The following is a 14,592-nucleotide window of genomic DNA, read 5'->3' as shown; positions in this document are numbered from 1 at the left end:
CAAGAGCCCTTGGTTACTTGGGGCTCTTCCAAGTGACTCGCTGTAAGAGCGAAACCATAGGTGGCCGTTACCGCTGGAATGGATATGTACTCAGTCAGCAAACAATAGGTCAGCTGTCAGGCCGTCATCGCCGGCGAATCGGATCGCCACACCGCCGGCTCCTACAAGTCAAGGCAGGCGTACACCACCAGTTCCACCAGCATCTCCTCCCGAGCCAAACCCGCCACGACGATGGCCGCGCGGTTGGGGTAGGGCGCCTGGAAATACTCGCCGTAGATCGCATTCACCGTCGCCAGGTAGCGGCGGTCGGTGACGTAGATCAGCACCTGCGTAACCGCATCCAGCGTGCTGCCGGCGGCTTGCAGGGTATGACGCAGATTGTCCAGGGTCTGCCGGGTTTGCGCCTCGATGCCGCCACTGACGACCTGGCCTTCGCGGTCGATGGGGATCTGTGCGGTGTATAGCGTGCCGCTGCCGACCACCGCCCATTCCAGCGGCGCGCGCGAGGCGAAAAGGTCGGTCTTGATCGCGTGTTTCATTGATTGATTCCTGATGCATTGCAAGGTTTTATCGGGCATCGCTGCTTTCGCCGGCACCACGCCGACGAGACTCTTCGGTGCTTTCCACCAGTACCCGCTCGCCCAGTTTTTTCAGTTGGGCCCAGACTTCGTCGTCGACGACCAGCCCCTCAGCGGGCTGCGAGTGATTGGCAGGCAAGGCATCCTCGGCACTGAGTCGCGGCAGCAGCGCGAAGTGCCGGGAGATCAGCACATTGATGCTTTGTTCGTCGCTCTGCGCCGGTTGCGGCAGGTCGTATACCCGCAGGGTCGGGCAGGCTTGCCCAGCGCTGAACGTGGCAAGTGTTTCCTGGCGTGCATCGCGCCAGTAGACGCAAAAATTCAGTGCCTGCGGAGCACAACGCGCCAGGTAGCCGAGGAGCAGAATGCGGTTGTGACAATGGCGGATGCGGATCAACGCACTGCCGCCACGCAAGGCCTTGCCGACGCACAGTTCGACCGCCTGGGCGGCGCAGCGCAAGACACTTTGGCCATGGGCATCGAGGGTCAACTGCGCGGCGTCTTCGTAGCAGGTTTCGATCGGGCGATCGACTTCGTCGTGGAGAAACGCCAGGGCCTTTTTCAACGCGCCGATGCCATCGAGGCCTTGCAGTTGCAGGCGCGCGATCATCTCGGCGGCGTCGTCGCAGTCACCGGGGGCGAAGCCGATGCCCTCGAAGGCCTTGCGGCAGATCACCTGGATTTCATTGAGCGAGACGCGCATATCAGTGTTCTCCGGCAGCGGTGGGCAGTGTTGGCATCACGGCGAAATTCCAGTCATCGGCGAACGGCTGGCCAATTTCACTGACCAGCGGAGCGCCCTGGAACAAGGTGATGCGCACCCAGCGGCTGGACTTGGGATCGAACTTGCCAGCGCCGAAGAACGCCAGTTTGCAGCGCAGCAAGTGGATCGGCAGCATGTTGCGGTCCATCAGGTTGGCGCGAATTTCCCCGAAGGCGCAACGACCCATGCCCTGCAACCGGCACACGGTGCCTTTGAACGACGGCTGGGCGAGCAGGAAATGCGCGGTCAGATGCTGCGGTTGTCGTTCGCGGTAGGCCAGCAAGGCGCGGTGGCAACGCTGGATATTGTGGGCGATCCCGAGTTGCATTTCCTTTTCCGCACCAGGTTCCATGGCGCGTTCCCCCAGGCGCGGTTCTTCCTTTTCCGCCGAGCGATACCAGAAAAAGTGATTGGCCTCGGCATCGCCAAGGTCGTAGTCGAGCGCCCAGCGGTAGCGGGTCTCGATCAGGTTGCACAGCGCGTCCAGCGGCATCTCGGCGTTCAGGCGGAAACCCTCGTTGACCGACATCTGTTCGGCCAGCGGATCGACCTGTTCGGGGTACAGCTCCAGCAGCAGGCTGACCAGCAATTCCTGGCAGCCGAAGCCGGCGTTCAGCTCGGCCCAACCCTGCAGACGTGACCACAGATCGGCGCTGACGGGCTGGCTGGCGAACCACTGGCTCAGTTGATCCAGATCGGCCAGGGTCTGTTGGTCGATTGCACTTTGCCTTTGGTCCTCGGTGCTGGTTTGTTGCAGATGCTGCCGAGCCCGCTGCAGCAGTACCTGGAAACGCTGTGTTCGGGGAAGGTCGGCCGGTTCAGCCACCACCCGCGCCAGTGCGGTTTCACGGGCAAACACCCACTGGTCCACCAGTTGCGGGTGATTGATCAGGAACGGCGCCATGCCCAGCCCCGTGGAGTTGCCTACCCCCAGGTAGCGTTGCAGCTCGATGTCCAGCCCGACCGCCCGTTGCGGATTGCGCGCCCGGGCCATGTGCTCGATCTGATCGATGCTGAAATGCCGCAGCAGGTACACGGTGAACATCTGCGCGCTGAACGGTTGGGTGAAGTCGGCAGTGTCTTGCAAGCAATGGAAGTCGGCGATACCGAACTTGCCGTTGCCGTACACGGCGGTGGTGCGATACAGGTAGCCGACCTCGGCCAGTTGCCGTGGGTCTGGCTGGCAACCTTCCGCCAGCGCCCCGAGAAAACGCTCGAAGTTGCGCAGGCTGCGGTTGGCCCGTGACAGCACCAGCACCCGCGCATCGTAACGCCCGGCTTCCTGCAACGGCACGTTGCGCCGCAAGTCGGCCAGTTGCGCCTCGTCGACATCACCGGCCAGCAGCACGAAGCTGACGTCCCACTGATCGGCGATGACCCGGTCACTGCGTTTTTCCGGCGGCAGGTACGCCGAGAAAATCACGCAGTGATAGTGGGCACTGGCGGTGGCGATCCGATAGATCGCCGTGCCGAAGCCTTCGGCGTCGAGATCGAAGCGGGTGCGCTCGATGCGCCATTGCTCGTTCATCATCTTGCGCATGCTGCTGCGCACGAAACTCAGGCGGCTCTGGAAGTGACTGCCCAGCCGCTCCAGGTCCATGACCCGGACGGCAGGGCGCAAGGCCGAAGAGGTGTCTGTGTCGGTGTGCGACATCATTGCGATTCCTGGACTGTTCATCATCAGACTGCCTGTTCACGAGCCATCTGCCGGGCGATGCGCAGTGCATCCCAGAGCGACGGCAGGATCAGCAGCGAAACCGGTACGGCAGTAATTACGATAAAGGATTGCAGCGCCGTGACCCCACCCGAGCCGATGGTGATCAGCACCACGGCGGCCAGGCCCATGCCGATTGCCCAGAATGCGCGCAGCCATGGTTTGGGCTTGTCATTACTCGACATTGCCATCGCCACGGTGAAGGCCATGGCATCGCCATTGGTGGCCACCGAAATGAAGCTCAGGAACAGGAACAGCGCCGAGATCAGTCCGCCCAGCGGCAGGTTCTGGGTCACGCCCAGCAGCAAGTCTTCGGGCTGTGCACCGTGGGCGGTGACGATGCCCGGGGTTTGCAGTTCCATGCCGATGCCGGCGCCACCGACAATGGTGAACCAGAACATGGTCACCAGCGGGGCGATGATCGACAGGGTCATGATCACTTCGCGGATGGTCCGGCCCCGGGAGATCTTCGCCACGTACAGCGCCACCATCGGTGCGTAACCGATGAACCAGCCCCAGTAGAACACCGTCCACCAGTCGAGCCATTTCGGGTCGGCGCGGAACAGGGTCATCGGGATGAACTGTTCAATGTGCAAGGCAAACGCCGTGGGGAAACCACCGAGGATGAACGCGGTGGGGCCGAGCAGCACCATGAACACCGCCAGGCCGATCATCAGCCAGACGTTGATCCCGCTGACGAAGCGGATGCCTTCGAGCCCGACCAGGCAGGAGATGGTGTACATCACCGTGACCAGCACGATGGTGATGGACTGCACCATCAGGTCATTGGGAATGCCCCACACCGAGTGCAACGCGCTGCTGATCTGCAGGCCTAGGAAACCGATCGGGCCGATGGTGCCGGCGACCACGGCGATGATCGATGTGGCATCGGCCAGGGTACCGATCGGCCCCTTGAGTGCACGTTCGCCGAACAGTGGATAGAGCAAGGTACGCGGTGCCAGGGGCAGGCCTTTGTCGTAGTGCAGGTGCATCAGCACAATGGCCAGCAAGCTGCCCAACACCGCCCAGGCGAGGAAGCCCCAGTGCACGAAAGATTGCGCGAGCGCGGCGTGGCCTGCCGCTTCGGTGTGCGCTTGCATGCCGGCGAACAATGGGGGCGGGCTGGCGAAGTGCATCATCGGTTCCGCCGCCGCCCAGAAGGCGCCACCGCCGGCGAGCAGGGCGCACATGATCACGGCGATCCAGTTGAAGGTACTGGTATCGGGACGCTGGTCGACGCCGCCGAGCCTGACGCGCCCGCACTTGCTGAAGCAGATGAACAGGCTCATGGCGAAGGTCGCCAGCATCAGGACCTGCCAGTACAGGCCGAAGAATTTCGTCGACCAGGCGAACAGCGTGTTGACCAGCAGCGACACGCCCTGGATGTCGACCAGGGCCGCGATCAGGAAGGCGCCGAGGAAGCCGCCGCTGATCAGGAACAGCGGCCAGTCGATGTCTTTTTTCGGCGCCGCAGGTTGCAGCGCCTGGCTGTCGGCTTGCAGTGTGGTGGTGGTTTTCATGATGCCTCCAAAATACGCGCCTGGGGCTGTGCATCGCCGGTCGGGGGGATGAACGGGAGGCTATTGTTGTTATTTTTCATGCTGTGCTGTCCTCACGGTGTGAAACCAGGGTCAGTGGATCAAGGGTCAGTTGTGCGCGGTGGTCGCGCTTTCCAGCAGGCGCAACCAGTTGAGTCCCATGATGTTGCGTACCTCGTCCTCGGCGAAGCCACGGTCACGCAGGCCCTGGGCGATGATCGGGAAATCCCGGCTGTCGCGGAACCATTGCAGCGGTGACGGCCAGTGGGCGTTGTCCTTTGAGCCTTCGCCGTAGTCCTTGTCTTTGCTCCAGCGCCCGTTGCGCATCCATTCGAGCACTTGCAGGGGTTGCTGCTGGCACAGGTCGGTGCCGATGCCGATGTGCTCCACGCCCATCAGTTCGGCCGTGCTGGCGACCATGTCGCAGAACGATTCCAGGCTGCAGCCCGACGCGCCCTTGAGGTGGAACGGGTAGGTGCTGAAACCGAGCAGGCCACCGGACTCGGCGATCGCGCGCAGCACGGCATCGGACTTGTTGCGCTTGGCGGCGTGGAAACTCGACGGGTTGGCGTGGGAGATGATCACCGGCCGGCTCGACAGCTCAATGGCTTCAAGGGTGCTGCGCTCGGCGCTGTGGGACATGTCGATGAGCATGCCGACGCGGTTCATCTCGGCGATGACCTGGCGGCCGAAGCGGCTGATGCCGTTGTCTTCGTTCTCGTAACAGCCGCTGGCCAGCAGGCTCTGGTTGTTATAGGTCAGCTGCATGATCAACACGCCGAGCTGGCGGAAGACCTCGACCAGGCTGATGTCGTCTTCGATGGGCGAGCAGTTCTGGAACCCGAAGAAAATCCCGACGCGGCCTTCCTGGTGGGCCAGGCGAATGTCCGAGGCCTCACGCACCGGACGGATCAGCTGCGGCCAGGTCTCGAAACGGCGGTTCCATTCGCCGATTCGCGACAGGGTTTCCCGGGCGTTCTCGTGGTAGGCGATGGTGGCGTGGACCGCGCTCAGGCCGCCGGCCTGCATCTGGCGGAAGATGTCTTCGTTCCAGGCGGAATATTGCAGGCCATCGATTATCAATAAATCGTGCATGGTGATCTCCCGTTCAAGGTCGCACGTAGGTGGTCTTGACCACGGTGTAGAACTCGCGGGCGTATTGCCCTTGCTCGCGCGGACCGAAGCTCGAGTTTTTGCGGCCGCCAAAAGGCACGTGGTAATCGGTGCCGGCGGTGGGCAGGTTGACCATCACGCAACCGGTGCGGGCGCGGCGCTTGAAGTCGCTGGCAAAACGCAGCGACTGGGTGATGATCCCGGCGGTCAGGCCATATTCGGTGTCGTTCAGTACGGCCAGGGCCTGCTCGTAGTCGCTCACCCGGATCACGCAGGCAATCGGCCCGAACACTTCTTCGCGGTTGATGCGCATCTGGTTGGTGGTATGGGTGAACAGCGCGGGGCGCATGTAGTGCCCGGCGGGTTCCAGGGCAAGCAAGTCGCCGCCTTCGACCAGGGTCGCGCCGTCTTCCTGGGCCTGGCGCAGGTAATCAAGGTTCTGTTGCAGTTGCCGGGCTTCGGCGACGGGGCCGATTTGCACGCCTTGTCCGAGGGCATGGCCGACCTTCAACTGGCGCATGCGCGCGACCAGCGCCTCGACGAAGCGGTCATGGATGCCATCGCAAACGATCAGGCGCGAAGAGGCGGTGCACTTTTGCCCGGTGCCGAAAAAGGCCCCGTTCAAGGCGCATTCGACGGCGATGCCCAGCTCGGCATCATCCAGCACTACGAGGGCGTTCTTGCTGCCCATCTCCAGCTGACAGCGCACCAGGTTGCCGGCGGTGGCCACGGCGACGCGGCGGCCGGTCTGCAGGGAGCCGGTGAACGTCAGCGCATCGATATCGGCCGACTGGATCAGGCTTTCGCCCACCACGCTGCCACTGCCCATCACCAGGTTGAAGGTGCCTGCGGGCAAGGGTTGGCGGCTGATGATCTCGGTCAGGGCCCAGGCGCTGGCAGGCACCAGGTTGGCCGGCTTGAACACCACGGCGTTGCCGAAGGCCAGGGCCGGGGCGATCTTCCACGCGGCGGTGGCCATCGGGAAGTTCCACGGGGTGATGATACCGACCACGCCCACCGGTTCGCGCTGGACTTCGATCTCGATCCCGGGGCGTACCGAGGCGGCCGTCTCGCCCATCTGGCGCAACACTTCGGCGGCGTAGTAGTGGAAGAATTGCGCGCTGCGATGGACTTCGCCGATGCCCTCGGCCAACGGCTTGCCCTCTTCGCGCGAGAGCAGTTCGCCGAGTTCCTGCTTGCGCGTCATCAGCTCGTCGCCGATGGCCATCAGGATTTGCTGGCGCTGTTCCAGGCCGCTGGCCGCCCACTGCGGCTGGGCATCACCGGCGGCCGCGATGGCGTCCAGGGTCTGTTCGGCGCTGGCCTGGTGGTAGTGGCCGATCAGGTCTTCGACATCCGAAGGGCTGTGGTTGGCGATAAGACCCTGGCCTTCGCACCAGTTGCCGCCAATGAAATTTTTGTAGGGTTGCAGTGCCATGGGAACCTCCGATTGCGTTGGTCCCATCTTGAGAGTATTACTCTGCAAATAAAAATTAATAATAAATATGAAACGATAAGGAAAACTAACCGTGTTGCCCGAGCTGAAAATCACTCAACTGCGTTATTTCGTGCTCGTCGCCCAGCTTAAAAGCTTCCACGGCGCGGCCCGGCAGGCGTATCGCACGCAACCGGCGTTGTCGTTGGCGGTGCGCGAACTGGAACAGAAGCTCGGCCAGCCACTGTTCGAGAAGGGCGGTAAAACCGAGCTGACGCCGTTTGGCGCGCACTGCCTGCCGCTGTTCCAGGATTTGCTCGCCCATCACGATCGCATCGCCCGGGAAGTGAGCCTGCTGGCGCGGCACGAAATCGGCCAGGTGAGCATTGCCACGGTGCCGTCGGTGGCCAGCCGCTTGTTGCCGAACCTGCTCGCACGGTTCGTGAGCGAGCACCCGAAAATGCAGATCAGCATCCAGGACGGCACCGCCGACAGCGTGCAGCAGCTATTGGTCCAGGGGCAGGTGGACTTTGCCATCAGCAGCGTGTGGGTGGCGGATGAAAACATCGAGTTCGTGCCGATCCTGAGTGACCGGGTAGGGGTCGTCTGTCGGCATGATCATCCGCTGGTGGCCAGCGGCGGGGCGCTGCACTGGTCCAGCCTGCAAGCCTACCCGCTGGTGCGCAACGGCACCTCGCGCCTGCTGGCGGGAACCGATGCGGAAGGCTTGCTCGACAGCAGCCTGCTGTTCGTCTCCAACATGATTTCGCTGATCGCGATGCTCGAAGAGGGCATCGGCATCACCACGTTGCCGTCCCTGGCTTTTCCCAAGGGCAATGAACAGCTGGTGTTCCTGCCCCTGGCCGAGCCCCGGGTGGAACGCCAGATCGGTATTTTGTGCCGCAAGGGCCATAGCCTGTCGCCGGCAGCGGCCGAGTTGATGGGGTTTCTGCGGGCGCAGATGCAGATGCCCGGGCTGCAAGGTCAGTGATGGGTCGGTGGTTCCGTCGGCCGTAGTTTGAAGCGGCAGACATCGCCGCCGCGCACCATGCATTCGGTGTGATCGACTTCAGCGCCGCCCAGTGCGCCGATCAACGCCAGGTCCAGTTCACAAACGACCGGGTGCGCGGCGGCGAGACGGTGAAACACGCAGTTGTGGGCGACGATTTCCTGATCGCCGGATGAGCGAAAAAACACCTCGGCTTCATAGCCCGCCTGATTCATGTGCTGCACGATCTTCGCTTCATCGACGACCTGCTGTTCGCGGTCCAGGGCCAGTTTGCGGCCCAGGCTGCGCATCAGCGTCGCCAGCGCCTCGGGGCCGATGATGTCGGCCACTTCATCGATCAGCGCGCTGGCGAGCAGCTGGTACTGGCGCGGGAACTGCTCCCTGGCGTGGTCGGTGAGTTGATACAGCTGCTCAGGACGACGCCCCGTCGGCCGGGTTTCGCCGCGCGACACCAGCCCATCACGCTCCAGCGCCGCCAGGTGTTGGCGAATCGCCGTGCGCGTGACGGCCAGGTGCTCGGCCAGTTCGTCGATGCTCATGCCGCTGGCATGGTGCAGCAGCGCATTGAGCAGGTCCTGCTGGGTTCGGCCCAGTCCTTGCAGCATGGTGTCGCCTCGCGCCGTGTCAGAACTTGTCGGGGAATTGCTTGACCAGCGCCGCGGTCAGTGCGTCCGCCAGCGCCAAAATGTGCGTGCGCATCATCGACCAGGTACGCGCTTCGCCAGCGTAATCGTGCGCGGCGAATTCATCGATCTGGGCGATGTGATGACCGCCATGGGCCGACAGCAGATTGACCAGCGTCGCCTCCGGCAGATTCGGGTTGGCCCCGGCCAGGAACGCCGCAATCGCCTTGGCATTGCTGGTCAAATCGGCAACGGCGGCCTGCTTGCCTTTGCTGTCCTTGGCCACCGTAGCGTCGCTGTAGTGTTTCACCGCGCCCCAGTGACCGGCAAGCAGCTTGAGCAGTTGATCGGCGGCCGGTTGGCCATAGAGCGGTGCGATGCTGTTGGCGATTTTGGTGGCGTTGTCGACCACCTGGTCGGCCGCCACTTTTGCCTGCTGGCGGTCAGCGGCCTGGTTGGCGAGCGCGTAGTTTCTGATCCAGAAGATGTGCTCGACCCATAGGTCGCGCAGCGCCAGGCGCGTGGTCAGCGCGGCGCTATCGGCGGTTGGGGCAGGCGCGGGGGCGGTCTGGCTCCAGACCGGTTGCGCCAGGAAAGCCAGGAGGATCAGTGCAAGGATCTTGATATTCATGACAGCACCCTCTGAGAGTGGGGAACGTTCGACAATATCAATTAAAGCATATAAATATGTTTTTATTGGATGTGGCTGAAATCGCCGATCAGCGGTGCTGTAAGAGGGAAAGAACCAGCTGGTCGGTTCGCCCACGTAAACGCTACGAGAGCGCTATGGTGGTTCCTACACAGCGGTTATGCAGGTAATCTGGTAAAAACCTAACTCCAAAGTCAATAAAGGAAGCTTCCCATGAAAGTCAGTGCACGCAACGTATTCAAAGGCCAGGTCAGTCACGTTCAGGCCGGCGCGGTCAATGCCGAGGTGAGCCTGACCCTGCCCGGCGGTGAGCAACTGGTGGCCGTCGTGACCATGGAGAGCATCAAGAACCTGGGGATTGCCGTCGGCAAGGAAGCGATCGCCCTGATCAAGGCGCCCTGGGTGATGTTGATGACCGAATCCGACGACATTCGCCTCTCGGCGCGGAACTGCCTGCAGGGCAAGGTGCTGAGCGTCAACGACGGCGCCGTCAACGCCGAAGTGGTGATCGAGCTGGCGGGCGGTGCGAAGGTGTATTCGATCGTCACCCGTGACGCCGTCGCAGAACTGGGCCTGGCACCGGGTGTCAGCGCTACGGCGGTCATCAAGGCTTCGCACATCATCCTGGGCGTCCCGGCCTGACGGCGAACCCGGCGAACAATATGACGTGGTCTGACAAATCCACCGCAGCGTCTGGTTCGCCTGTAGGAGCCAGCGGGCGGCGTTCCGACTTGCCGGCGAAGAACGATAACGCGGTCTTACAGATACACCGCAGTGCTTCGGTTCGCCGGCAAGCCTGGCTCCAACAGACAGTTAGTTACAAACCATCCTCCAGCGCCTTGAGGTATTCAGGGCTGTTGCCGATCGAGTTGTGCCCGGTGCCCGCAATCACCTGCAGCGTCGCCACGCCCGGGGGGAAATGGCTGTAGAGCCGCCGGGTGCTTGCGCCTGGAATCACTTCGTCGTGCTCAGCGGCGATCAGGCGGGTCGGCACCCTGATGTGTTCGGCGTAGCGCCAGGATTCGAATTTATCCTTCAGCAGCCACTGCACCGGAAGCCAGCGGAACTGGCGCACAGCCAGTTCCTCCAGGCTGTTGTACGGCGTGACCAGCAGCAGTTTCGTCGCCGGCCGATAACTGGCCAGGCGCACCGCCACCCCCGAGCCCAGGCTACGCCCGACCACGGCAATCTGCGGGTGGTCGGCGTAGACCTTGTCGAACAAGGTCATCGCATCGCGGGCAAGCGCTTCTTCTGAGGGGGAACCGCTGCTGCCGCCATAGCCACGGTAATGCAGCAAGTACAGGGCATGGTCGGGGAAGGCCCGGTCGAACGTCGGCAGGCTGCGCGAGACGTCCTCGGCATTGCCGCCGAAATAAATCAGCGCCTTGGGGCCTGCATGCGGGCGCACCGACACCAGCACCTGGGCCTCGTCCACCGGCAACGTCAGCAACGTCCCGGGCGCGTCGACGGCGCGGGGCTGCGGGTAATAGATGAGCGCGCGCTGAAACACGAACAGGGCCGCGCAGAGCGCCAGGTACAGCGCAGCGGCGATGACGACGAGTAACACCAGGGTTCGGGACATTCGGCTAACGTTAGTGGGCGACATTGACGGCTCCGGGGTGCCGTCAAAGTGTAGCTGGCGGCATAGGAGGGCACCGATGCCCATCGCGCTCAAGTGGCTCAACGTGTTGCCTGTGGAAAGAGCGGCCCTGGCCCTGGGTTTCGCCTTCCATTTCTGCGTGCTGGCCAGCTATTACCTGGTACGACCGTTGCGCGATGCCCTGGGCCTTGAAGGGGGTGTCGACCAGTTGCAATGGCTGTTCACCGCCACCTTCGTGGTGATGTTGCTGATGGTGCCGGTGTTCGGCGCCCTGGCATCGCGCCTGCCCGCCACGCGCTTCGTGCCGCTGATCTACCGCGCGATCGCCGTGTCGATGCTGGTGTTTGGCCTGTTGATCGGCAACCACGTCGCGCCGGTGGCGGTCGGGCGGGTGTTCTTTGTCTGGATCAGCCTCTACAACCTGTTCATCGTCTCGATTTTCTGGAGCGTGCTGGTCGACCGTTTCTCCAGCGAGCAAGGGCGCCGGCTGTTCGGCTGCATCGCGGCCGGCGGCACCCTGGGCACCTTCATCGGGCCCTTGCTGGCGGCGACCATGGCCACTCGTCTGGGCCCGCTGGCGTTGACCGTCGGTGCGGCGTTGCTGCTGGAGCTGGCGGTACGTTGCTATCGAGGGCTGCTGGCGCAGACGCAATCGCAGCAGGGTAACCGGTTATTGGACGAACGGCGCCTGGGCGGCAGCATGCTCGCCGGGATCACGCTGATCCTGCACTCGCCTTATCTGTTGGGGTTGGTGGCCTTCATGCTGCTGCACACCAGCGCCGCGACTTTGTTGTATTTCGAGCAGGGACGGATCGTCGCTGGCAGCTACGCTGATGTAGGCAGCAGGACGCAATTTTTCGCCGTGGTCGATTTGCTGGTGTCGGCGCTGACCTTGATCTGCCAGTTGCTGCTGACGGCACCGTTGATCCGCCTGCTGGGCATCGGTGGCGCGCTGCTGGCGTTGCCCCTGGCGACCGTCGTGGCGTTTTGCGCCATGGCGCTGGCGCCGGTGCCGGCCAGCGTGGCACTGGCCCAGGGACTGCGCCGCGCGGTGGAGTTCGGCATTGTGCGGCCGGCGCGGGAAGTGCTGTGGACGGTGGTCAGCCGTGAAGAGAAGTACAAGGCCAAGAATGTGATCGAAACCCTGGTCTATCGTGGCGGTGATGCCGCCAGCGGTTGGTTGTCGGCCGGTTTGACGGCCGTGGGCGCAGGCTTTGGCCTGGTTGCGCTGGCGGTCGTGCCGGTGGCGGGAGTGTGGGGTGGGTTGTGCCTGTGGCTGGCCAGGCGCCAGGCGCGAATGGCCGAAGCTGGGCCACAGGAGCCGGGCCACCGGTGAGGGAAACGTCATGAGCCATGCGCAAGGTTTGACCCGCAGGCAAATACTCACGCTGGCTGCCGCGGCTTCGGCGGTCTTCACGCTCGGCCCGAGCGGTGCGCAAACCTCGCCAGCGGCGGGAACAGGAGGCAAGACCATGATGACCCGCGTCATTCCTTCCAGCAAAGAGCCTTTGCCCGCTGTCGGCCTGGGCACCTATCGCGGCTTCGACGTGGCGCCTTCGGATCCTGCGTACCGCAGCTTGCCCGCCGTGCTTGACGCGTTGTTCGAAAAGGGCGGCAAGGTCATCGACAGTTCACCGATGTACGGCCGCGCCGAGCAGACCACCGGCGAGCTGCTGTCGATTCACGAGCCACGATCGCCGGCCTTCCTGGCGACCAAGGTGTGGACCCGTGGCCGCGAAGAGGGCATTGCGCAGATGGAGCAATCGTTCAAGTTGCTGCAGACCGATCGCATCGACCTGATGCAGATCCACAACCTGCTGGACTGGCAAACCCATCTGCCGACCTTGCGCCAATGGAAGGAAGAAGGGCGCATTCGCTATATCGGCATCACCCATTACACGGCGTCGGCCTATGACGAAGTGGAGGCGCTGCTCAAGGCCGAGGCCCTGGACTTCCTGCAGATCAACTACGCGCTGGATGATCGCGGCGTCGAGAAACGCATCCTGCCACTGTGTCGCGACCGCGGCGTGGCGGTGATCTGCAACCGGCCGTTCGGCGGCGGTAACTTGATCGCGCGGTTGAAGGGTAAACCGTTGCCCGGCTGGGCTGCGCAAGTCGGGATCAAGAGCTGGCCGCCCCTGGCCCTCAAGTTCCTGTTGTCGCATTCGGCGGTGACCTGCGTCATCCCCGGCACCGGCAACCCGCGCTACATGACAGAAAACGCCAGCGCCGGTTTCGGCCCGATGCTCACCGATGCACAGCGTCATCAGTTGATCGCCTTGGTGGATTGATGCTAACGCAGGATTTGAAAGGCGGGTTCCTGACTACACTGATTGAGGTTTGAAAAACCTGAGCATGCAAGACATCCCCGACCATTACCCAAAAGGAGATCGAACATGACTATCCGCATTGGCGATGAGGCACCGGATTTCACCGCCGACAGTACCGAAGGGCCGATCCGCTTCCACGAATGGATTGGCGATAAATGGGCCATCCTGTTTTCGCACCCGAAAGACTTCACCCCGGTCTGCACCACCGAGCTTGGCTACATGGCCCGGTTGAAGCCGGAGTTCGACAAACGCAACACCAAGGTCGTGGGCTTGAGCATCGACCCGGTCAGCGACCACCACGCCTGGATCGGCGACATCGAGGAAACCCAGGGCCATGCGGTCAACTATCCGATGATCGGGGACGACAACCTGGTGGTGGCCAAGCTCTACGACATGATTCACCCCAATGCCAGCGGCGGCCAGCGCACCGCCGTGGACAACGCCACGGTGCGTTCGGTGTTCATCATCGGCCCGGACAAGAAGGTCAAGGCGATGCTGATTTACCCGATGAGCGCCGGGCGTAATTTCGATGAAGTACTGCGCTTGCTCGACTCGCTGCAACTGAACGCCAAGCACACCGTCGCCACGCCGGTGAACTGGCGTCCGGGTGAAGACGTGATCATTCCGACGTCGGTTTCCGATGAGGATGCCAGGAAGAAGTATCCGGATGGGTTCAAGACCCTGAAACCGTATTTGCGTGTGGTGCCGCAACCCAAGTAGGCCTCGGCGGCTGACCTGTACACCGCTCCTGTGAGGACGGTGTGCAGGGGGATGCTGTTCACTTAAGCATAGGGTTGTGTATAAAAACTTGGGGTGTACATATCCATTCCTGCGGTAACGACCACTTATGGTTTCGCTTTTACAGCGAGTCACTTGGAAGAGCCCCAAGTAACCAAGGGCTCTTGCCCCTGGCGTTCGGTGCCTCGCTAATGCTCGGCATGCCCTCGCTCCGGTCCTGCTCCGTGGGTCGCCGCGATGGGCCATCCATGGCCCAGCGCGGCTAAACCGGCATCCATGCCGGTTTACCCACTGCGCAGAACCTCCACTCGGCCTCTCGAGGGGGCAAGAAAATCAAAAGCCAGATCAAGATCAAACGCGAAAGCGAGGCGGCCTTAAAGCCGACCTGATTGCAGGTCTGTCCGCGATCCCACTGAACTGGAGCCAGGCTTGCCGGCGAAGAACGATAACGCGGTACAACAGACACACAGCAGCGTCTGGTTCGCCGGCAAGTCGGATCGCC

At 62.7% G+C, this 14,592-nt stretch carries 14 protein-coding genes; 5 read left to right on the top strand and 9 right to left on the bottom strand.

The window, feature by feature from the left end; translation table 11 throughout:
• Positions 1 to 161 precede the first annotated feature (161 nt).
• From PMI35_RS13065 to PMI35_RS13090, 6 genes are all read right to left on the bottom strand, one after another.
• Positions 162 to 539 carry a RidA family protein gene (locus tag PMI35_RS13065; protein ID WP_008061112.1) on the bottom strand — a complete coding sequence of 126 codons (378 nt, stop codon included), beginning with the start codon at positions 537 to 539 and terminating at the stop codon, positions 162 to 164.
• Positions 540 to 567: 28 nt separating this feature from the next.
• A complete protein-coding gene (locus PMI35_RS13070; RefSeq protein WP_008061110.1) occupies positions 568 to 1,281 on the bottom strand; it encodes a DUF3726 domain-containing protein in 714 nt (237 codons plus the stop codon).
• A 1-nt stretch (position 1,282) separates the two neighbouring features.
• The gene (locus tag PMI35_RS13075; protein ID WP_008061108.1) at positions 1,283 to 2,998 is read right to left on the bottom strand and encodes a hypothetical protein; all 1,716 of its coding nucleotides are present in this window, start codon (positions 2,996 to 2,998) and stop codon (positions 1,283 to 1,285) included.
• Between the two features lie 23 nt (positions 2,999 to 3,021).
• The gene (locus PMI35_RS13080; RefSeq protein WP_008061106.1) at positions 3,022 to 4,575 is read right to left on the bottom strand and encodes a BCCT family transporter; all 1,554 of its coding nucleotides are present in this window, start codon (positions 4,573 to 4,575) and stop codon (positions 3,022 to 3,024) included.
• 126 nt (positions 4,576 to 4,701) lie between these two features.
• Entirely contained in the window at positions 4,702 to 5,688 is a 987-nt protein-coding gene (locus PMI35_RS13085) for a dipeptidase (RefSeq protein ID WP_008061104.1), read from the bottom strand.
• Positions 5,689 to 5,701: 13 nt separating this feature from the next.
• Complete coding sequence (locus tag PMI35_RS13090) at positions 5,702 to 7,144, bottom strand: aldehyde dehydrogenase family protein (protein WP_008061103.1); 1,443 nt, start codon at positions 7,142 to 7,144, stop codon at positions 5,702 to 5,704.
• Positions 7,145 to 7,235: 91 nt separating this feature from the next.
• Here PMI35_RS13090 and PMI35_RS13095 point away from each other — a divergent pair, with 91 nt between their 5' ends.
• A complete protein-coding gene (locus tag PMI35_RS13095) occupies positions 7,236 to 8,132 on the top strand; it encodes a LysR family transcriptional regulator (protein ID WP_008061101.1) in 897 nt (298 codons plus the stop codon).
• Here PMI35_RS13095 and PMI35_RS13100 read toward each other — a convergent pair.
• Both PMI35_RS13100 and PMI35_RS13105 read right to left on the bottom strand, forming a co-directional pair.
• Positions 8,126 to 8,755 (bottom strand): helix-turn-helix transcriptional regulator, encoded by a 630-nt coding sequence (locus tag PMI35_RS13100; protein WP_008061100.1) that lies wholly within the window; start codon positions 8,753 to 8,755, stop codon positions 8,126 to 8,128. The genes PMI35_RS13095 and PMI35_RS13100 overlap by 7 nt on opposite strands.
• 19 nt (positions 8,756 to 8,774) lie before the next feature.
• Positions 8,775 to 9,404 carry a hypothetical protein gene (locus PMI35_RS13105; protein ID WP_008061097.1) on the bottom strand — a complete coding sequence of 210 codons (630 nt, stop codon included), beginning with the start codon at positions 9,402 to 9,404 and terminating at the stop codon, positions 8,775 to 8,777.
• 231 nt (positions 9,405 to 9,635) lie between these two features.
• Here PMI35_RS13105 and PMI35_RS13110 point away from each other — a divergent pair, with 231 nt between their 5' ends.
• Positions 9,636 to 10,064, top strand: coding sequence for a TOBE domain-containing protein (locus PMI35_RS13110; RefSeq protein ID WP_008061095.1), 429 nt, complete (start codon positions 9,636 to 9,638; stop codon positions 10,062 to 10,064).
• Positions 10,065 to 10,239: 175 nt separating this feature from the next.
• On the opposite strand, the gene PMI35_RS13115 is transcribed toward PMI35_RS13110, so the two are convergent.
• Positions 10,240 to 11,028, bottom strand: coding sequence for an alpha/beta hydrolase (locus PMI35_RS13115; protein WP_008061094.1), 789 nt, complete (start codon positions 11,026 to 11,028; stop codon positions 10,240 to 10,242).
• Between the two features lie 52 nt (positions 11,029 to 11,080).
• Between PMI35_RS13115 and PMI35_RS13120 the strand changes: the two genes are divergently transcribed.
• The 3 genes from PMI35_RS13120 (at position 11,081) to PMI35_RS13130 (ending at position 14,072) form a co-directional block, all read left to right on the top strand.
• Entirely contained in the window at positions 11,081 to 12,358 is a 1,278-nt protein-coding gene (locus PMI35_RS13120; protein WP_008061092.1) for an NTP/NDP exchange transporter, read from the top strand.
• Between the two features lie 10 nt (positions 12,359 to 12,368).
• Positions 12,369 to 13,313 (top strand): aldo/keto reductase, encoded by a 945-nt coding sequence (locus PMI35_RS13125; protein WP_081504845.1) that lies wholly within the window; start codon positions 12,369 to 12,371, stop codon positions 13,311 to 13,313.
• 105 nt (positions 13,314 to 13,418) lie between these two features.
• Positions 13,419 to 14,072, top strand: a complete 654-nt coding sequence (locus PMI35_RS13130; RefSeq protein ID WP_008061088.1) for a peroxiredoxin — start codon at positions 13,419 to 13,421, stop codon at positions 14,070 to 14,072.
• Positions 14,073 to 14,592: the final 520 nt, after the last annotated feature.

This window comes from Pseudomonas sp. GM78 (assembly GCF_000282475.1).
In the GTDB taxonomy this organism is placed as follows: Bacteria; Pseudomonadota; Gammaproteobacteria; order Pseudomonadales; family Pseudomonadaceae; genus Aquipseudomonas.
This window is presented reverse-complemented; position numbering and strand designations above follow the sequence as displayed.